Annotated in this window: 18 protein-coding genes; 13 read left to right on the forward strand and 5 right to left on the reverse strand. The window is 46.0% G+C overall.

The genetic code is table 11. The features are described 5' to 3' along the window. The first annotated feature begins 8 nt into the window (after nt 1-8). From KAI36_RS05340 to KAI36_RS05375, 8 genes are all read left to right on the forward strand, one after another. Complete coding sequence (locus KAI36_RS05340) at nt 9-1,673, forward strand: PucR family transcriptional regulator (RefSeq protein ID WP_220027163.1); 1,665 nt, start codon at nt 9-11, stop codon at nt 1,671-1,673. A gap of 101 nt (nt 1,674-1,774) precedes the next feature. Then, nucleotides 1,775-3,298: a copper amine oxidase N-terminal domain-containing protein gene (locus tag KAI36_RS05345; RefSeq protein ID WP_220027164.1), complete on the forward strand. Its 1,524-nt coding sequence runs from the start codon at nt 1,775-1,777 to the stop codon at nt 3,296-3,298. A 188-nt stretch (nt 3,299-3,486) separates the two neighbouring features. Further along, nucleotides 3,487-4,782 carry a galactokinase gene (locus KAI36_RS05350; RefSeq protein ID WP_220027165.1) on the forward strand — a complete coding sequence of 432 codons (1,296 nt, stop codon included), beginning with the start codon at nt 3,487-3,489 and terminating at the stop codon, nt 4,780-4,782. Nucleotides 4,783-4,913: 131 nt separating this feature from the next. After that, nucleotides 4,914-5,831, forward strand: coding sequence for a PD-(D/E)XK nuclease family protein (locus KAI36_RS05355; protein ID WP_103048999.1), 918 nt, complete (start codon nt 4,914-4,916; stop codon nt 5,829-5,831). Nucleotides 5,832-6,006: 175 nt separating this feature from the next. After that, nucleotides 6,007-7,272, forward strand: coding sequence for a beta-propeller fold lactonase family protein (locus tag KAI36_RS05360; RefSeq protein WP_220027166.1), 1,266 nt, complete (start codon nt 6,007-6,009; stop codon nt 7,270-7,272). A 232-nt stretch (nt 7,273-7,504) separates the two neighbouring features. Next, complete coding sequence (locus KAI36_RS05365; protein ID WP_220027167.1) at nt 7,505-8,164, forward strand: SGNH/GDSL hydrolase family protein; 660 nt, start codon at nt 7,505-7,507, stop codon at nt 8,162-8,164. A gap of 141 nt (nt 8,165-8,305) precedes the next feature. Continuing rightward, a complete protein-coding gene (locus tag KAI36_RS05370; protein ID WP_220027168.1) occupies nt 8,306-9,646 on the forward strand; it encodes a hemolysin family protein in 1,341 nt (446 codons plus the stop codon). A gap of 263 nt (nt 9,647-9,909) precedes the next feature. Beyond that, nucleotides 9,910-11,181, forward strand: a complete 1,272-nt coding sequence (locus KAI36_RS05375; RefSeq protein ID WP_023987309.1) for a methyl-accepting chemotaxis protein — start codon at nt 9,910-9,912, stop codon at nt 11,179-11,181. 93 nt (nt 11,182-11,274) lie between these two features. Here KAI36_RS05375 and KAI36_RS05380 read toward each other — a convergent pair whose 3' ends face one another. Next, on the reverse strand, nt 11,275-11,487 hold the full coding sequence (locus KAI36_RS05380) for a hypothetical protein (protein ID WP_013309048.1): 213 nt from the start codon (nt 11,485-11,487) through the stop codon (nt 11,275-11,277). Nucleotides 11,488-11,627: 140 nt separating this feature from the next. Here KAI36_RS05380 and KAI36_RS05385 point away from each other — a divergent pair, with 140 nt between their 5' ends. Next, nucleotides 11,628-12,410, forward strand: a complete 783-nt coding sequence (locus KAI36_RS05385; RefSeq protein ID WP_220027169.1) for a YwaF family protein — start codon at nt 11,628-11,630, stop codon at nt 12,408-12,410. A 112-nt stretch (nt 12,411-12,522) separates the two neighbouring features. Here the strand turns inward: KAI36_RS05385 and KAI36_RS05390 are convergent, their stop codons facing one another. Then, nucleotides 12,523-13,314 (reverse strand): SDR family oxidoreductase, encoded by a 792-nt coding sequence (locus KAI36_RS05390; RefSeq protein WP_220027170.1) that lies wholly within the window; start codon nt 13,312-13,314, stop codon nt 12,523-12,525. A 259-nt stretch (nt 13,315-13,573) separates the two neighbouring features. Here KAI36_RS05390 and KAI36_RS27550 point away from each other — a divergent pair, with 259 nt between their 5' ends. After that, a complete protein-coding gene (locus KAI36_RS27550; RefSeq protein WP_220028059.1) occupies nt 13,574-14,947 on the forward strand; it encodes an N-acyl-D-glucosamine 2-epimerase in 1,374 nt (457 codons plus the stop codon). A gap of 121 nt (nt 14,948-15,068) precedes the next feature. After that, nucleotides 15,069-15,740, forward strand: coding sequence for an MgtC/SapB family protein (locus KAI36_RS05400; protein ID WP_220027171.1), 672 nt, complete (start codon nt 15,069-15,071; stop codon nt 15,738-15,740). A 185-nt stretch (nt 15,741-15,925) separates the two neighbouring features. Here KAI36_RS05400 and KAI36_RS05405 read toward each other — a convergent pair whose 3' ends face one another. Together KAI36_RS05405 and KAI36_RS05410 are read right to left on the reverse strand one after the other, a co-directional pair. Further along, nucleotides 15,926-16,603, reverse strand: coding sequence for a peptidylprolyl isomerase (locus KAI36_RS05405; protein WP_220027172.1), 678 nt, complete (start codon nt 16,601-16,603; stop codon nt 15,926-15,928). A gap of 330 nt (nt 16,604-16,933) precedes the next feature. Beyond that, a complete protein-coding gene (locus tag KAI36_RS05410) occupies nt 16,934-17,191 on the reverse strand; it encodes a YqkE family protein (protein ID WP_220027173.1) in 258 nt (85 codons plus the stop codon). Between the two features lie 131 nt (nt 17,192-17,322). On the opposite strand from KAI36_RS05410, the gene KAI36_RS05415 reads away from it, so the two are divergent. Both KAI36_RS05415 and KAI36_RS05420 read left to right on the forward strand, forming a co-directional pair. Then, nucleotides 17,323-18,555, forward strand: a complete 1,233-nt coding sequence (locus KAI36_RS05415) for an MFS transporter (protein ID WP_220027174.1) — start codon at nt 17,323-17,325, stop codon at nt 18,553-18,555. Nucleotides 18,556-18,705: 150 nt separating this feature from the next. Next, nucleotides 18,706-18,885 carry an aspartyl-phosphate phosphatase Spo0E family protein gene (locus KAI36_RS05420; protein ID WP_025723205.1) on the forward strand — a complete coding sequence of 60 codons (180 nt, stop codon included), beginning with the start codon at nt 18,706-18,708 and terminating at the stop codon, nt 18,883-18,885. 117 nt (nt 18,886-19,002) lie between these two features. Here KAI36_RS05420 and KAI36_RS05425 read toward each other — a convergent pair whose 3' ends face one another. Continuing rightward, on the reverse strand, nt 19,003-19,905 hold the full coding sequence (locus tag KAI36_RS05425; protein WP_220027175.1) for a DMT family transporter: 903 nt from the start codon (nt 19,903-19,905) through the stop codon (nt 19,003-19,005). Between the last annotated feature and the right edge of the window lie 60 nt (nt 19,906-19,965).

The raw sequence follows: 19,965 nt of genomic DNA on the forward strand, positions 1-19,965 counted from the left end.
GAATGCCGATGAACGGTAAAAAAACATTTACCATTGCGGATGTGCTGGAACGTTCCGTTTTCCGGCGAGCAAAACTGGCGGCGGGGGAACAGGGCGTAAATCGCCATGTGGGTTGGGTCCATGTGCTAGAAATCACAAATGTTTCTCCGTTTGTGAGCCGTCATGACTTGATTTTGACGACCGGCCTGTGGCTCACCCGGAGGGGGGAAGAGCGTGCCGAGTATATGGAGCAACTGATCCGCTCGGAAGCCGCGGGATTGTGCGTGGAGCTGGGCACGAGCATTCATGAAATTCCCTCTGAAATTCTGGAGTTGGCGGAACGACATCACTTCCCGGTCATCGTATTTGAGCAGCCAGTGCGTTTTGTTGAAATTACACAAGATATTCATTCCCTACTTATTAACCGACATCATGAACTCCTAAAAGATCTGGAACGATTTTCACGTCAGCTTCAGCAGGAAACCCTGCGCAGCACTGATATGAACGCCCTCTTACGTGTGCTTCATGACTATGCAGCCCGGCAGGTCATCTACATGTCTTCTATTGACACCAATCGATTCGTACCTTCCGTCCAGCCGGATTTGGCGGACCGTATTGCAGATTTTTATGCCAATGAAGTGGAATCTAGTATGACCGCCGATCGGGAGGGGCATCTGCTGTTTCACCTGAATGAATCCACTGCCGTCTTGTTCCAGCCCGTTGTATGCTTCGGTCAGGTGTTTTCCGCAGTAGGTTTGGTGCTGCATAGTGAAATGCCGACGGAAGAAATGTCGCTGCTACTCGATTACACTGCCAAGGCAGCCGCTACATTGGTGCTGAGAACACAGTTTCTTGAAGACCGATTGCTGCGTAATCAAAATGAATTGATTCAGGATGTGCTGAGCGGACAGCTTCCCAGTGAAGAACAGGCCCAGACCCGGATGGGCCTGCGATTGTTATCGAAGGGGCAGTATTTATTTTGGGCAGGGGTCATTGAGGTAGAACATCAGGACAAGGATGCCAGTCAGGTACGCAAGGAATCCATCAATCAGGATGTGCTAGTGTTGCTTCGTTCATTGTTGAAAAAAGAAACGTTGCACAATCTGCTGATGATGAAGGGGAGTCAATGCTACATCCTTTGTGCCAAGGAGGAATTAACACTGCGTTCCGCAGCGCAAATGAAAAAAGTGCTTGCCCATACTGTTCAATATATTCAGAACTATGCCGCAGGACAGCTTGATAAGGTGCGCATTCATGCAGGCTTTGGTAAAGTAAGGCATCGCATGACGGGGACGGACCGCAGTTTTGAAGAGGCATATGAGGTCATTGAAGTGGCACGAAGCGTCCCAGTCATGAAGGATCGGTTGTTTTACGACAGTATCGGAATCTATCAGTTGTTGAAGGCGGTGCCCCGCATTCCTTTTCTACAAGAGTTCGTAGAGGACCATTTGGGCGGGCTGATTGCGCATGATCGTGAGCACCATATGCAGCTTCTGGATACACTGGATGCCTATTTTCAATCCCATGGCTCCAAGCGTGATACCGCCGGAATTTTGTACATTCACAGACAGACCCTTTATAATCGGCTGGATAAAATTAATGAAATCATAGAGGGAAATCTGGCAGACCCTGACAAACGTCGTTGCCTAGAGATGGCACTACTGGCTTACCGGATGCTTCAGGCTGAAAATTGATCCTAAATAACTAGTTCTATTTTCCATTCTACTCATTTACAATGCGTGTTAACACTGAGATAATAGAAGAGATTACGGAAATATCTTGAAAGGGGATTAATATGAATATAAAAAAATGGATCGCCGTCCCTCTTATTCTGTTAATGGTAGCTTTGACAGGTTGCCAGGCAGTAGGTGGATTTGATGTAAGTAAAAATTTATTGGGTACACTTGATGTGAAATCCCAGCAGACAACGGAGAAAATCTCTCTTAAATTGACTCCAAAAGAAGGAATCACGCAAGGAGATAAAGAAATCGTAGATTTGATTAATTCGATTTCTGTCACTGTGGATGAAGCCAAGGTACAATCGGAGGAACTTGCTTCTGCCAAAGGTACATTGCACATCGATAAGTATAATTTGCCGTTTGAACTTGCTTTAGACCGCCAAGGTTTGGCTATTCAACTGGAAGGTGCCAAAAAACCTTATTACATATCTTTGAACTCGCAAGAGAGTTTGAGCGGTCTGCCTGCTGGATTTGATCCATATGTATATTCCAAAGACGTGAGAGAACTGACGAAAACAGCCGCTGCACTTATGCTCAAGCATGCGCCTAACCCTTCGACCATTTCTGCAACGTCTGTAACCGAGGAAGTATACGGTGAAAAAGACAAAGTGAAACTGACCCATCTGCATGCTGAACTTCGTGGTGATGAGCTGGTAACATTGGTAAAACCGTTCCTGGCGAATCTGGCGAAGGACGAAGCAGGCTTGAAAGAGCTGATCGGGCAAGCCATTGATATGACTAAAACGATCGCTTCCGGCATGAATATTGAAGGTAGTGATAAAGTAACAGCGGAACTGAGTGCTAACAAAGAAAAAATGGTCAATGAGGCTTATACCGAAGTTAAAAAGTATTTGGACCTGGCCGTTGATCAGTATGATGTAGGCGTTAGCGCCATGTATGCACAGTCCCCTGAAATCAAAACAGTTCTGAGTGCTAACACGGTTCTGAAAAGCGACATGTATTTTGATGAAAAAGGAAATGTTCGCAAAGCGGCGACAGACCTGACGGTTGCTTTGCCAGATGTGGACGGTCTTCCGGTGAAGTCCTTCACAATTCTGACCGAAACTCAATCCTGGAACGTCAATGGTAGTGTGACGGCTGATAAAGTGGATATTTCTAACGGTGTTATTGACTTGAATAAACAAGCTGAATTAACTCCGGGAGCGACGTTGCGCAATTTTGAAGCGAATTCTCCGATCTACAACATTTTAAAAAATGATTTGGAAATTACAAAAGTAGAAACCATTTTCGATCCTAAAGACGATTACTATGTCTTGGAGAATCGTGGTGGCACTGCCTTTATTCCATTGCGTGAACTGACGAGCGAACTGAACTCCGAATTAAAATGGGATGCAGCTGCTAAACAAACTACTGTAATTGATGATATTACAGGTAAGACGATTAAGCTGAAAAGTGGCTCCAAACAGGCTGTATTGGAAGGAAGCACATTGACGCTGCCACAAGCTCCATATACGGATGAATATGGCACATTGTATGTTCCTTTCAAATCAGTTGCCGGGGTGCTTGGCGCCACTGTAACTCGTAATAATGATGGGGAATATGTACTGACACGCGACTAAAAAGAAATTCAAAGAACCAGCCCAATTAGGGCTGGTTCTTTTTTAGTTATATTGGTAAAATGCTCAGTAAAGCGATTAAAATAAGCGCTTACAAATTTAAAAAGTGCCATACTTTTATACAGGGAAAATTGAGATAATTATAGTATCATTCCAGCATAGGAAAACACATACAATTAGGGGGATATACGATGAAAGATATGGAACTATTGAATTCCGGAGAGGGACAAATGGTGCTTGCCCGAATGTACGGTCAACAGCAAATCTCTGAGCAAACGACTCGATATGAATCACTTATACAGGCGTATCGGGAGCATTTTGGTGTAGGGGATATTGAACTGTTTAGTGCTCCGGGGCGTTGCGAAATTGGCGGAAATCATACAGACCACAATCACGGAAAGGTGCTGGCAGGCAGTATTACACTCGATACCATCGCTGCAGCTTCTAAAGTGGAGGAGTCTGTAATTACATTCTTTTCTGAAGGCTACAAGACGAAGTACGTCATCGATTTAACCGACTTGTCGCCAAAACCGGAGGATGACAGTACGATGTTGCTGGTCCGTGGTATTGCCGCTGGTCTACTTGAATTCGGATACCGTATCGGGGGATTCCAAGCTTATATATCAAGTAATGTATTCTCTGCTTCAGGTTTAAGCTCTTCCGCTTCTTTTGAAATGTTGATATGCACGATATTAAATCATTTTTATAACGAGGGAGCGTTAGATGCTGTTGCTAAATCCAAAATTGGTCAGTATGCAGAAAATGGTTATTGGAACAAGCCGTCGGGACTGCTTGATCAGATGGCTTGCGCATATGGCGGCTTGATTTCCATTGACTTTAAAAATCCCAAGGAACCGATCATAAATCCTGTTTATTGGAATTTTGAACAAAACGGATATTCCCTCGTTATTGTAAATACAGGTGGAAATCATGCTGATTTAACGGACGATTACGCGGCGGTGCCCAACGAAATGTTTGCAGTGGCTCAGTCTTTAGACGCTTCGGTTTGCCGTGACTTATTGCCAGAGGATCTATATGCCAATCTTAAAATGGTCAGGGAAAAAGCAGGAGACCGTGCAGTACTGCGGGCGTTGCATTTTTTTGAAGAAAATAGGCGTGTGGATGAACAGGTGAAATCACTGGAGGAGGGGCGCTTTACTGATTTCCTGAGGCTCATTACCGAATCTGGTAATTCCTCATGGAAATGGCTCCAAAACGTATATAGAAGTGGGGTTGCGCGGGAACAAGACGTATCGGTTGCACTGGCTTTAACCGAAATGTATTTACAATCAATAGATAACAGCGCATGCAGGGTACATGGTGGTGGCTTTGCTGGTGTTATCTTGACGATTCTTCCGAATGATCATGTAGATGATTATAAGGAGTGGATCAGCGGAATGCTGGGAACTCCGGTACTTGTTGTCAACGTCCGTGAGGACGGTGCCGTTAATGTTAGTGATTTGATAAATGTTGAACGGACTCATTGAGAGTTTACAAACTAGTCAGTCAGTAGAAGACTTTAACCCATGGGTTAAAGTCTTCATCCTTTTTATCGCCGATACAGCTTAGGTTTGCGTTATAATAAAGAGATGATAGTTTTAATGAAGGAGGGCCTGTCATGGCTATATACCCGTCCTGGTCCTATTCGCAATCGAGGGCTCAAACGTTCGATGAATGCTTACGCAAATACTATTATCATTATTACGGCTCGCATAATGGCTGGAATTCGGCACAGGGCACTGAAGAGCAAGTTACGTTGTATCGGCTCAAGCAACTGAGCAACTTATATATTTTATTCGGGAATATCACGCATCAAATGTGTGAATCAGTCATACGTGGATGGATGGAAAAAGGGGCTATCCCGCGCACAGCATACCTCGAGACAGCTATGAAGAACATGTTGAATAACAGCTACAAGGAATCGCTACACCGTGAGCTATGGCTACAAGATCCGAAAAATCGCGTCATGCTGGCGGAGGTTTATTACGACGACGAGGTGCTTCCGGAACGGATCGCCCTTATTAAGGAGCGACAGCACGCGGTGATACACAATTTATACCGTACTGCGGTTTGGCGTGAACTGCAACAGGGAAAGGCCCGAATTGTAGAAGTGGAGAAGTGGGATACGATGCTCCTTCATGAGACGAAAGTATATGTCAAAATGGATTTACTCTACCGTAGAGACAATGGAGACATGGTCATCGTGGATTGGAAAACAGGCAAGGAAGGCGATTTTTCCGACCAACTTTTTTTGTATGCTTCCTATGTGCAGGAGCACTATCAGCTTCCTTTGGAGAAGATCGAGGTACGTGTGGAGTATCTGATGACAGGAGAGCATGAGGTATATCGTCCCGCGCAAGAGGATATCGACAAAGTGGTTAGTAATGTCGGACGATACATCGATGAAATGAAGTCCTGTCTCGATGACGATTACTATAACCGCCCCAAGCCTGAATCTTTCTTCACTCCGATGCCTTCACGCAGAGCGTGCGGAGGCTGTAATTTTCGTGAGGTGTGTAAGTACCGGGCGGTGTGAGGGGGATAGAGTAAAAGAAAGACACTCCTTTTAATTAAAATGGGTGTCTTTCTTTTACTCTATTGAGTTAATGTCCAATTTATATTAAAAATCCTGCATATATTACAAATAGAATTAGTAGTCTTTTAAGACTGGAATTTAACTGTAATATCTGAATATAGGAGGTTTCATTTAAATGGCCATTCTGTCAACTGGACCTATTAATAATAGTGCTGTCAGTGGTATAAGACCCACTCAAGAGGTGACGATCAAAATCGAAAACCAGGATTCTGTCAATTTTTCGACTCTAATGATAGAAGGCTATATATTAAACGGATCGAGAACGTCATATGTACTTGAGTCTTTCTCAGTTGCTCCGAATCAAGTCATTACTAAAAATTATTCTGCAAATTTTGATGCATATTCATTCGTTTTTACAACGGGAGGTGTTGCCGCAAGTCAGACTGAAATTTCCGTTTGGGGAAAAAATGCAGCTGGAGAGTTGGTTACGGCTCATCGGCTTGTATCATCTGAGCTGTTAGGGGCTGGGGCAGAGTCCGGCCCCCTATCAATCAATCGCATTTTTGTAGCCAATTTTGATAGTAATGATGTTTCTGTGATTGATGGATCGACCAATGAGGTGATCGTGTCCATTCCTGTTGGCATTAATCCCGCGGGAGTAGGAGTTAATCCATTAACCAACCGAATCTATGTAGGAAATTTGAACAGTGATGACGTTTCCGTAATTGATGGATTAACCGATACGGTGATTGCTACCGTTCCTACTGGAGATGGAGCAAGCTCAATTGGGGTCAATACTGCAACCAATGCTATATATGTAGCAAATTTTAATGATAGCACAGTTTCCGTAATTAACGGTTTGACCAATACAGTGATTGCTACCATTATTCCTGTCGGAGGTCTGTCTCTTCCAACGGGGATAGGTGTCAATTCATTAACCAATCGCATTTATGTAGCAAATTTTAATTTTGATGTCGTTACGGTCATTGATGGAGAAACCAATACCGTGATTACCCAGATTCCAGTTGGGGTGAATCCATTTAGAATAGGTGTCAATTCACAAACTAATCGTATTTATGTGTCAAATTTCACGGGTAACAGCGTTTCTGTAATTGATGGAGCAACGAATACGGTGATTGCTACCGTACCAGTTGGGACGACTCCAGGTGAAGTGGGGATTAATCTTTCTACAAATGCTATATATGTAGCAAATCGCGATACGGATAATGTTTCCATAATTAGTGGGTTGACGAATACAGTGATTGCTACGATCCCGGTCGGGAATAATCCGAATGGAGTAGGTGTCAATCCAATAACTAATCGTATCTATGTAACAAATCAGGATGATAACAACGTTTCCGTAATTGATGGAGTCACCCAAACTACGATTACTACCATTCCGGTGGGAGCTCGTCCATTCGCAGTAGGAGTAAATCCTTGAATTGGAAAGGGGTCTTGGGAAGAACTCAACCTAGGAGCCGAGGAAGGAGCATTAGTGATAGCCCGTGTGACGACGGGCTTTTTACTTGCGGCTACAGATAGCAAGGTGAACAGAAATGTATATCATAATGCAAATCTGTAATTCTTCTATATTTTGAAACCGCTTTCTAATTTAGAAGATACGAGGTATGATAAGGGTATTATTGGAAAATGCGAAGGAGGAAGTTAGGAAGATGACGAGTACAGAACATGCACGTATTCTTTTTCAGGGAGATTCTATAACAGACGGAGGAAGGGGACGAAATGAGGACGCGAACCATTGGCTGGGTCAGAGCTATGTGTATCTGATTGCAGGTGCATTGGGGAGCCGTTTGACTACCACACAGCCAGAATTTGTGAACCGGGGAATTTCGGGGGATCGAGTTTCGGATTTGTATGCACGCTGGAATGAGGACACGTTTAGCCTGAAGCCGAACCTACTCAGTATTCTAATCGGAGTGAATGACGCCTGGCGGATCGTGGAGCAGGAGCCGTCCGGGGTGACGGACCGATTTGAACGAGCCTATCGCCACCTTCTGGAAGAAACGCGTGAAGTGATGCCTGATCTGGGACTCGTGTTGTGTGAACCGTTTATTTTGAAAACGGGAGCTACCGAGGCGCGATGGGACATTTGGCAAGAAAAAATAACGGGATACCAGCGTATTGTACGTCAGCTTGCGGACGAATTTGGGGCCGTATTTGTGCCGCTCCAGAGTATGTTGAACGAAGCCGCTACCAAGGCGGACGCCTCCTATTGGCTGCATGACGGTGTTCATCCGACAGCGGTTGGGCACCAGTTGATAGCTGATCAATGGATAGATATCGTGCAAAAGAGTCCGCTGGCGATTCGCTAACAGGGTCATACATAGTCTACTCCTTGTCATTTTTGGGTAATACACGATTATGGACATCATTACTTATGTTATGGTTCCATCCAAAAATGAATGTCAAAGGGGGTGCTTCTTGCTTCGTCATGAACGGAGCAAGAGAGGGCTATGGAAACGATAAATATCATTCTGGTTATATTACTTATCGCATTAACTGCTTTTTTTGTGGCCTCGGAGTATTCCATTATTCGTGTGCGGGTATCTCGCATCAATCAATTGGCCTCTGAAGGCAACAAAAATGCGAAAGCCGTTAAAAACATTCTGTCTCGGCTGGACGAGTATTTATCTGCTTGTCAGCTCGGAACCACATTAACCTCAATGGCGCTAGGCTGGCTAGGGGAATCAACTGTTGAACATCTGCTACATCCCCTGTTTGTGTTGGCTCATATTCCAGCAGGCCTGACGGGAGTGCTCTCCTTTTTGCTGGCTTTTCTAATCTTGACCTATTTCGAGGTGGTCATTGGGGAGTTGGTACCCAAAACATTCGCCATACAGATTGCGGAACCAATGGCATTGTTTTTTGCCCGTCCGATCACGATATTTTATAAAATGACCTATCCCCTGAATTGGGTGCTCAGTCGTTCATCGCGTGTCATTACGGGTCTCTTCGGGCTCAAAAAGGTATCTGAAGAAGATGCAGCACTCAGTGAAGCCGAGCTTCGTTTGGCATTATCTGAAGGCTTTCGTAGTGGTGAAATTACACCGACAGAATATCGATATCTAAACAATGTATTTGATTTTGACGACCGTGCGGCGCAGGAAATTATGGTACCGCGCATCCACATCCGTTCCATCTCCCACCAGGCAACAGTGGCCGAGTTTATGGAGCTGATCGAGGACAAAGTTTATAATTTTCTACCTGTAGCTGAACATGGCGACCGGGATCGTATTATCGGGATGATTCGCGTCAAGGAAGCCCTGCATGATTTGGCACGTGGGCACAGCACAGGGAATACGACGATGGCTTCTTATATTCACCCGGTGCTTCAGGTTATCGAGACGGTTCAGGCTCGGGATCTGCTGATTCAGATGCAAAAACGACGCATTCCAGTAGCGGTGCTGGTGGACGAATATGGTGGAACATCTGGACTTGTCACACTGGAGGACATTATGGAGGAGATTGTTGGAGACATTCCTTCCTATACCGACACCGAAACCCCCGCAGCGTTAACTCCACTCATTACAAAAACAGATGATCATCGTTACATACTCAAATCACAGGCGCTCATTCATGAGGTCAATCGACGCTTGGAGACGGATATTGAGGCCGGGGACGTATATACAATTGGGGGATGGATGCTTTCAGAGCGCTTTGATATCCAGCAAGGAGAGAAGCTGACCATCGGTTTATGGGAGTTTACCGTACTGGAAAAAAACAGTCACCAAATAGACACAATTGAAGCGATTAAGAAAGCAGTCGTTGAACAGAAAAATGACAATGATTTTTAATAATGGAAAATGACTTTGTCGAGTAACAGCTCGCTTAAAATGTGACGAATGGCCTGTAAAGCTTGTAGCAGCGCGATTCGTCCGTTTTAAGATGCAAGCTGCTACCTGGTAACATATTATTTTTGGTAATTAGCGTAGGGGACTTAAGACTCTGTATCTTTGTACTCATGAATATATCTGTCTATGAAAAATTCTACTAGAAATGTAGCAATTTTATGGTAAAATGGAATCAAATTTGAGTTTTTTGGGGTGGGCTACAGTACATGAAGATGTCACTAGGTACGAAAATGGTTACTGCATTTGTCTCAATTTCTGCAATAACCTATGGAACAAGCGCTTTTTTTATTTTTGTACTCAAGGACTGGCTTGCTCAAGGTACACAAGAATGGGTGTACACTTCGATCATTCTGTTATTGGGTGTCCTGTGGAGTGGCATTTTGGGCTGGTTGATCTCAAAATTACTCACACGGCCAATTGTTAGGTTGGCAAAGGCGGCAGAGGAAGCTTCGGCGGGGAACCTGTCTGTTGTGATTCCTGAACGTCGTTCGGAGGACGAAATCAAAGTTCTGTATGATGCATTTCGGCATATGATGCTGAACATTAAAGATATGTTCAATGAGATCTCGTACAGCACCAGAACAACTTCGCAGAGTGCGGAAAATCTGAGCTTGGCTATTGTGCAGGCTACCACACAAATTGAGTCCATGTCTTCGGTGGTAGAAGATATTTTGAATGGCGTTGAGCAGCAAAAGCAAGCATCTGCCCAATCTATTAAAACAGCAGACCGAATGCTGGGCGATTTTAAAATGATGCGTAGCAAATCGGGGCATATGCTGGAACTGTCAGGCCATATGGAGCATTCAGTAGATTCGACGCAGACCGTATTTTCATCCCTGATGGATGGAATGGGAGAGCTGACAGCATCACATGGTCGTTCGCAGCAGGTAATTGCCCGACTGGAAAAAGAAGCTTCCCAAATTGAAGCGATTACAAGCACCGTGAAGGATATTGCGGAACAGACCCATTTGCTAGCATTAAATGCTTCCATAGAAGCGGCGCGTGCGGGAGAAGAAGGGAACGGGTTTGCTGTAGTGGCTCACCAAATTCGCGCACTTGCTGCCCAAAGTACGGAGTCTGTGCAGCAAATAAATGCCATCGTTAGCCGTGTCCAGTCACAAATCGTAGAGACAGTGCAGTTGATGCATCAGCAAACGTCATTGGTCAGTGCTGAGGCGGAACGGACAAGCTCTGTGGATCAGACGCTGAACCGTTTGAACGCTATAGTACGTGAATTTGTCGAGAGCATCCGTTTAATGGAAGAAGCCGTGACGGAGCAGACGAACCGGGTAGATCAAACCTTTGAGCAGATCCATCGTATTCAGCAAATGTCAGGGGCCTTCTCTGAAGGAGCTCACAAAATTTATACAGCTGCTCATGAGGAGACAGCAATTATGCAGGAAATTTCGTCTTCTTCCGAGGATTTGAAAGTGCTTACGAATAAACTCATGATGAAAACACGTGGAATGCAACTATAACAGAAGCCGTCATGTGAGGCATGATGTATACAAACAAAATGTAGCCGCTATACACCGGAAAACGCAGCAAAATGGTTCCCCGGTGTGTAGTGGCTATTTTTTAATTTCAAAAAACTCACATTGTTTTCTGGGGTGGTAAGCCAGATCACTGACACTGGATTGCACGACGATGGTTTGATCGTCGAAACGGATTATGATTCCGCCAGAGCCAATCAATTGGTCATCCTGAAATACTCGGACACGAAGATGACGTTCCAGTGCCTCATTGAAATCCTGATCTGTAATTAATCGGCGATTAATGGCCATGAGGGTTCTCCTTTGAATATAATATCTTTTATCATAAAGGTAAGGTATTGAACAAGCAAGAAACACGGCTAGAACATAATCGGCTATTGGGTATAAAATAGAATGCAACGAAGAGAGAAAGAGATCAAAGGGGGCTAACTATGGATAGATCGTGGTCAGGGCCTTGGTTTGATGCCAATGCGCCAGAAGGGTTCGAGGCGTTTACTCCGTCACATGGGTTGGCTATATTGGGACTCATTGTATGCGCTTTGATGCTGTGGCTGACTCGGGGATGGATTCGATCGAACAAGCCTGTAAGCGAGGGAATTCGCTGGTTGTTAATTACAGTCCTCATTCTGTCAGAGCTGACTCTGAATATTTGGTATGTGATGCAGCATATTTGGGATGTCCAGACCTCATTGCCATTAGAACTGTGCAGTGTGACACTGCTGCTGTCTATCCTGATGCTCATTTTTCGAAGCCGCTGGTTATATCCAATCATCCTTTTTGCCGGAATTGGAGGGGCGCTCCAAGCCGTACTTACGCCTAATTTGGCATATGCATTTCCGCATTATCGTTTTATCCATTTTTTCGTAGCTCATAGTGCTATTATTTTGGCAGCCTTGTATATGACCTGGATAGAAGGACTCCGACCGACATGGAAGAGTGTGGGGGGAGTTATGCTTTTTCTGAATGGCTTGGCGCTGATGGTGTGGATCGTAGACGATGCTCTCGGAGCTAACTACATGTTTCTGGCCGGAAAGCCGTCAACACCGTCGATATTAGATTTTTTAGGGCCATATCCTCTGTATATTGTGGCTGAAGAAGTCATTGCACTGCTGTTCTTTTCGCTTCTGATGCTGTTGTTCGAGGTGCTTCCGGGAGGCCGGCTGTATGTCCGCTCGCGTAAAGGAACTGTGCATAGTGCTGACAGGTCGACATAAAGCTGTTGTAAAGCCATATAAAAGCAGCCTTTTCCACAAGTATATGACCAGGGATAAGGCTACTAAGAATGCCTAAACAGTAGTATGGGTATAACGTTCCCCATTCTAATACTTAACGCAGTAGTGATTCTGCTCCGTCTACATAAATTTCCGTACCCGATACATGAGATGACTCGTCTGAGGCGAGAAACAGGACTAGATTGGCAACCTGCTCTGGCTCACCAGGGGCATCCTCTAGCGGATGCTCTCCGCCCTTCGGAAATTCGACTGGAATTTGTACCTTCTTCAAGTCTTCCGAAGGGGATGTGTTATCGTCAATTTCCGTGTCGATGGCTCCCGGGCATATCGCGTTGACCCGAATTTTGTAACGTGCCAGCTCCAGCGCTGCCATTTTCATAAAAGCAACCTGAGCTGCCTTGGTGGAGGCGTAGGCTGAGAATCCAATACCCGAAAAGGTTCGATTACCGTTGATGGAGCTGGTAATGATAATGCTGCCACCGCGTTCTTTCAGGTAAGGGACGGCATATTTAACGGTAGCAAAGGTGCCGCGAAGATTAATGTTCATCGTGCGGTCCCATTCCTCCAGTTCCAGTGTCTCAATAGGGGCCATGGTGCCGTTAATGCCTGCGTTGGCGAATACGATGTCAAGCTTTCCGTACGTTTCCACGACTTTAGCGAACCCCTGCTGAATCATGTCCGGCTTGGAAATATCACATTCCAGTACAAGTGCCTCGCCGCCAGCCTGCTCAATGATTGCTTTGGTCTCCTCTGCATGCTTGGGTGTCCGATCCAGCATGACCACCTTGGCGCCTTGTTCTGCAAAACGGATCGCGGTCGCCTTGCCGATCCCTGAACCTCCACCACTGACCACTGCTATTTTCCCTTGCAATCTCTGCTCTGCCATTGACTATTCCTCCCATTCCGTTCATAAACTAAACCTGACTCGTTATTCCATACCTCTGTACGTTGATGGTGAAACAGTCACAGCTGGATTTCATCCCGTTTGCGAAATATGGTAACATAGGCGAACCAGCAGGAACTTATAGCAAAAACATATAGCAGGAACAAGTATGGAGAAGACCGAGTGACGGAGGTGGATCGAATTGAGCTATAACGCAAATGACCGACCCGAATCGACAAACGCTATAGCACTGACCGGAAAAATGAAACCGTGGGCAATGAGCGGCCCCAGTATTCAAATCGATCCGTTGTTTCCCTATTACGCCAACCGTTCGCGGGACAGTATAGCAGATGAGATCGCCCTTGCGGGTTACCAGACCGTTCATTATTTTGTCGTGCGTGAAAATGAAGTGGATGGAGCGCTTGTTGCTGCTTTTCAACGCAGAGGCATAGCGGTGTGGGCGATGGTGCTAGGCAATGGTTCTTTTGGCGTGTCCCAGCTGCCGCCGGAGTGGAAAAGATGGCGCATGGAGCTGCTGCGCGAACCGAACGACGGATTTCAGCGGCTTTCGCATTTTGCCCAAGAGTATGTGGAATGGAAAAAGAAAGCTGCTGCCCGGCTCGTCACCGACATTCCGTTCGACGGGTTCGAAGTGGCGGAGCCTTATTTCCCCGAATGGAATGGGCTGCGCAGTGGAGTGTATGGAGATGTTGGGCCACATGCACAGCGTGCCTTTCGCGAGCGTAGCGGTGAGGACATTCCGAATTTCCGCGACAAGCATGCGCGGAATTATTACCGGAAGGTTCCGAAGCTGTACGCGCAGTGGGTTGATCTGCGTGTGGAGGCCGTGAATGGCCTGATCAGCGAGCTGGTGAACGGCGCGGGCGGTGTGCGTGATGTCCGGCCGGACATCTGCGTGGCGACATGGTCGCTTGCTGTGAGCGGACGCGGCGATGTCCCAGGCCAGCTGCGGGAATGGCAGGGTCTGGACGCGGTAGCTATGATCGGGCGCGTCGCCCCGGATATGCACGTACTCCAGACCCATTGGCCGGACTGGATGCGCCGCCGTCTGCCGCCACAGTATACCCGGGGCTATGCTCGCATCGCGCAGTCGATCCGGGCCGCTTATCCGGGCCTGCCCCTCGGGGTGCAGGCGGATATTGGCTCCCTCGCGCGTATGGTTCGGGACCGCGAGTGGACGCAGCGGTTTGGGGCTATCGCCCTCGAGGGCGGCTACGACGCCTGGACCGCCTATGAATACCATTTGGGTGGTTACATGTACGATGAGCCGCCCAAACCGCTTAGGGCGGAACGATCAGCCGAAGATGAGGTGGTTATTTCTTTCAGCAAGCGGATTGCCATACCGTCTGTAGATGGGCTGCGTATTTGGAGCCGGGAGGACAGAGCAGGTACAACACGCGACCTGAGCCGCCACCTAAGGAACGATTCACTAACGTTGCTGGAGCTTGAAGATGCCGTAGCAGACGGAAACCGTCTATTGCTGCGTATACGCAATTTACCAGCGGGGGCGTTCAGCTTGCGCCTTGATGGTGTGCAGGATACACCGGAGCTGTGGTTGCTCAAGGGGAGGAAGGTACATCGCAATCTGCCAGAGGATGAAGTGAGGGTTCCTTAAAATTTGGGTAATAACAAATTAACAGCTGTATAAACGACTCATTTGCCGTAGCATTTTCGAATTGTATATTTTTGAGGAACAGCATCTTTCAAAACATAAATTATAGTGGAGTGAAAAAAGTATGTGGGATTGGGATTACCTGATTCGGGTCATGTTTGCCGGACTATGCGGTGCCTTAATCGGCTATGAGCGCAAAAGTCGGATGAAGGAAGCGGGCATTCGTACGCATTTCATTGTCGGTATTGGCGCAGCGCTCATGATGGTGGTATCCAAATATGGTTTTCAGGATCAAGCTGTCTGGTCGAACCTGTCGCTAGACCCTTCCAGAATAGCAGCACAGGTTATAAGTGGAGTCGGTTTTATCGGCGCAGGGATGATTTTCACACAAAAAAATAGAATCAAAGGGCTGACCACTGCCGCGGGCATCTGGACTACCGCCGGAATTGGTATTGCTGTAGGCGCAGGGATGTATGGGCTTGGTGCAGGTGTAACGCTGTTTATTCTAGCGGCTCAGTCCTTGCTTCATAGTCGTTTTTATCAGATGGCTACTCCGTCTACGCGACAAGTGGTTGTTCAGGTCGACAATGAGCCGGGCGTACTGAATCGGATCAAAGAACTGCTGGAACACAAGAAGCTGACGATTCACAGCTTTCACACCGAGCGCATCAATAACGGTGAGCAGTTGGTTATTCATATGCTTTTAAAGCTGTCTCGGTCAGAGGGAGTGGAGGAACTGCTGTCACTGCTTCAAGAGATGGAAGGTATTCGTTCAGTCGAGACTAAGTCCAATTAGACGAATTTACTGCTCATACAGTAGCTTTTTTGTCGAACACTGGCGGCTCTTATAACGGAAAAAAAGCTTTAAAAATAATGATTGAAAACGCTTCCTTTTGTGTATATACTCTTACTACATCACAGAGGCAGCAGCCAAACAAAGACCCCATGCATATGCACAGGGCCGTTGTTGTCATCCAGATATTACTTTACTTTGACTGGAGCTGGATATTTTTTACCCAGCGTATCCACAGTGACTTTTTTCATCGTAGCCGGTTGGATCGGTTTGTCATTGCTATCCCGTTTGGAATTGACGATAGCATCGACCACATCCAACCCGGACGTTACTTTACCGAAAGCGGCATATTGACCGTCGAGGTAGTCCGCATCGGCAACCATGATGAAAAATTGCGATCCGGCCGAATCCAGATCCGCTGAGCGGGCCATGGATAATACGCCACGTGTATGTTTGAGTGTATTGTTAACACCATTGCTCTTGAATTCGCCTTTGATACTGTAGCCGGGGCCACCTGTACCGTTACCTTGCGGATCACCACCCTGAATCATAAAGCCTGGGATAACACGGTGGAAAATGGTACCGTTATAGGCTCCCTTTTGCACCAAAGAGATGAAATTGTTAACCGTGTTCGGTGCTACTTCCGGATACAGCTCAAGCTTAATTTTCTTGCCATCATTCATGACAATCGTGACAATCGGATGGGAAACAGCCTTGCTTTTGTCTTTAGTCGCAGCAGGAGTTGTATTGCTTGTCCGGCTGGCAGCTTCCACATCGGCCGCTTTTGTGCCGCATCCAGCAACCAGCACGAGCATGATGGCCAGCAGGCACAGCGTGTACCATGGGCGTATCGTTTTTCGGTTCATTGATATTCCTCCTGAAAGGTTGGATGGTGTAACATCCTAAATTATAGTTTGGGGGCAGCGCAGAACACTTTTCCATTTTCTATCATACCTTTTTTGCTGGGGATAAGGAAATACGGGTTTGAAAGCCGTATTCTTGACCCATACTGCTGCTATTCCCAAGGAAAGGGGCAGGATCATGATGGAGGTAGACAAAAAGCTGGCGAAAGGTCTCATATGGGGTATGGCGTTCAGTCTGCCGGTTTGGGTAGGGGTGCTGTACTCAGTACAACATATTCGTGACTGGCTATAACATAAAGCGTAAAGATAGGCCAAAACCGTTGTGGTTTTGGCTTATTTATATTTGTGCCAGTCCAAATTGCTGTTATTCAGTAGATGCTCGAAGTTGTTATCCAGCTTCTTCTGTTCAGCTTTTTTTGCTTCGACGGCACGCTGCCGTTCATCTTCTTTACGCTTGTCCTGTTCTGCTTGGGCTTCATTGGCTTGAGCCTTAAGCTTATTCAGCACATCCTGACTCAACAAATCTTTTAACGTAGCAGGTTTGTTCTGAGCCGCAGGAGCAGGGGAAGACGAATTTCTCTTCTTAGCCATGTCATCATCTCCATTCTATTCGATTATATCAGCTTCTGCACGGTTGTTCCACGATTGAAGGATGAGCGGGGCGGTAGACTTTTCTAATTTAGAGGGTAATAATGGAATGAGCAGAAGGGACGTGTGGCATCATGCATCTATATTGGAAGCGAAACCTGGTCATTTTGTGGATTGGAGTATTGTTTTGCAGCATGGCCTATTCCGTGTCTATTCCGTTTTTACCTATTTTTCTGAATACGGAAATGGGCGTAAATGATCATCTGGAACTGTGGTCGGGGATTGCCTTTGGAGTCACGTTTTTAGCCAGCGCGCTGATTGCCCCATTTTGGGGTTCACTTGCAGATAAGTATGGACGTAAGCCGATGCTGATTCGTTCAGGCTTTAGCCTGGCGGTGTTGTACCTGATATGTGCTTTTGTGACAGATCCGTATGTGTTCGTAGGAGTGCGGTTGTTTCAAGGCCTTTTATCCGGGTTTATTCCTGCTGCGATTGCGCTGGTCGGAACGGGTTCGCCTGAGGAGAAAACCGGCTATGCACTCGGTATTATGGCGACCGCTGGGGCGACAGGCAGCATTATAGGTCCGCTGATTGGCGGTGTAGTGAGCCATTATTATGGCAATCGGAATGCCTTTTTTTTCTCTGCAGCTCTTGTGCTGGTATCTGCGTTAATCGCGACTTTTGGCGCTAGAGAGGACAGCTTCAAGGGAACCAGTACCCGCTCGCATGTTCGTGATGATATCAAGGAGGCTATTGCTAATCGGCCTTTGTGCTTTTTGCTTATTCTGGCGGGATTAAGTACCTTTTCCGTCATGATACTAGAACCGTTAATTACGGTATATGTGCTTGAAATGGGAGTTGACCGTAGCCGGGCGTCTTTAAGTTCCGGGATTGTATTCTCAGCCGTAGGTATTGCGGCGGTGCTCATGGCTCCCCGATGGGGACGGATTGGAGGACGGACCGGATTTGCACACGTGCTGCTGATTGGGCTGATCGGTTCGGGAATCGGGAACATCTTACAGTTTTATGTAACCAACTTTGTTGGTTTTGGTGCACTTCGGTTTGGATATGGATTGTTTTATGCGTCCGTCATGCCGGCTATCAACGCAATGACTGTGGAGGTCACCAAGCCGGAGTTTCGCGGACGAGCCTTTAGCTTGAGCCAATCAGCCACTCAACTAGCGACAATGGCGGGGCCGTTGATTGGCGGTATGCTTGGCAGCTGGATGCCAATCCGCTGGATCTTTGTGTTAAACGGTGGCATACTGCTGCTTGCAGCGTTGTTGCTATGGGCGAAGGGGAAAAACGTATTCCCGGTTTCAGCCAGGAAGAACGTAACGGATCAGGATATTCATTCTGCCGGATAAGCGAATCACACAGGATTGTCTAAGAGGACAACCTTAGAGCTCATAGAGCAGGTCTTTTTTTGTGCTATTAGATAATTATCCCAAACCTTTACTTTTAGTATACTTATTCATAACCCTCTACACTGATAATATGACAAGGAGGGATATATTATGATAAGAGACGACATTTTGCGTCAACAGCTTGAGAAAGCTCGTCAAAAGCTGTATATTTTGCAAGCAAAACATGGCTTTAATCATGCCAGTGTACTCAGACAGTCTGTAATTATGGATAACCTCATCAATCAATATAACCACCTTTTTTATATAAAAGAAAAAAAGCCGACTGCATAAATGCAACCGACTGGGCGAGAAACTTTTGGTGAGGTCACTCGCCCTTGTACTGTAGCGCTAATACCTATAACAACGATGCTTATCTTAACTTTTATAACTAGTGTGCAATCTATCATTTTAGGTACGGTTCGTTTGATGAGCACTCAGTAGGACACCTATAATGACGACCAAACCACCAATGATTTGGCGCCATGTAATCGTTTCTTGCAAAAGTAACACAGAAAATAAGACTCCAAATATCGGAACCAAATTCATCAGAGAAACGGAACTGCTCGGTGACAGCTTGATTAATCCGTAATTGTAAAGCAAAAATGCGATAACGGAGCAGAATACGCCCAGATATACTAATAACATAAACGATCCTGATGTCGGAGCCTGCCAACTATCCTTTTCTAATAGAGCCAACGGTATAAAAAAGATACTCCCTGCAACAGTTTGATAAAAAGATAACGTCACAGGCGGATATTTGTCCACTACCTTGCGCGTCATGAAAGTGTAAAACGCCCACGCAAAACCCGTTCCAATCAATATTAAATTTCCGATTAGTTGATTCTTACTACCCGAACTTTCGCCAACTGAAGTCAAGAAATATATCCCGATCATGGCCAGTGCTATGCCGCAAATTTTATATTTGGATATTTTCACTTTATACAAAATAAGTTCAAGCAGCGATGTAATTGCGGGATATGATGCAACAATTAATGCTGCGTTGGAAGCGGTAGTCAAGCTAACCCCTATATTCTCCATTGAAAAATAGAGAGTGATTCCCAAAACACCACTAAACGAAATCGTAACCAAATCTTTTGGCTTTACTTTGATATGTTCTTTTTTAATCAGCAAAACGATACCTAGCACAACGGAAGCTATAATAAATCTGGATAGACCCAAGGTAAGAGGGGGGAACGTCGTGTAGGCTGCTTTGGTGGCAATAAACGATGTACTCCAGATCAATAGGGCCAGAATCGTAGAACCGTAGTAAATCCGGCTGCTTTCGCTGTGTTGAGCTATGACTTTGTTCAAGTTAAATCCTCCCTGAGGTAATCCCCTGTGAAATGATGATAGTAGCTACTAAAGTGACTA

Origin of the sequence: Paenibacillus sp. S02 (assembly GCF_019454065.1) — a bacterium.
In the GTDB taxonomy this organism is placed as follows: Bacteria; Bacillota; Bacilli; order Paenibacillales; family Paenibacillaceae; genus Paenibacillus; species Paenibacillus polymyxa_B.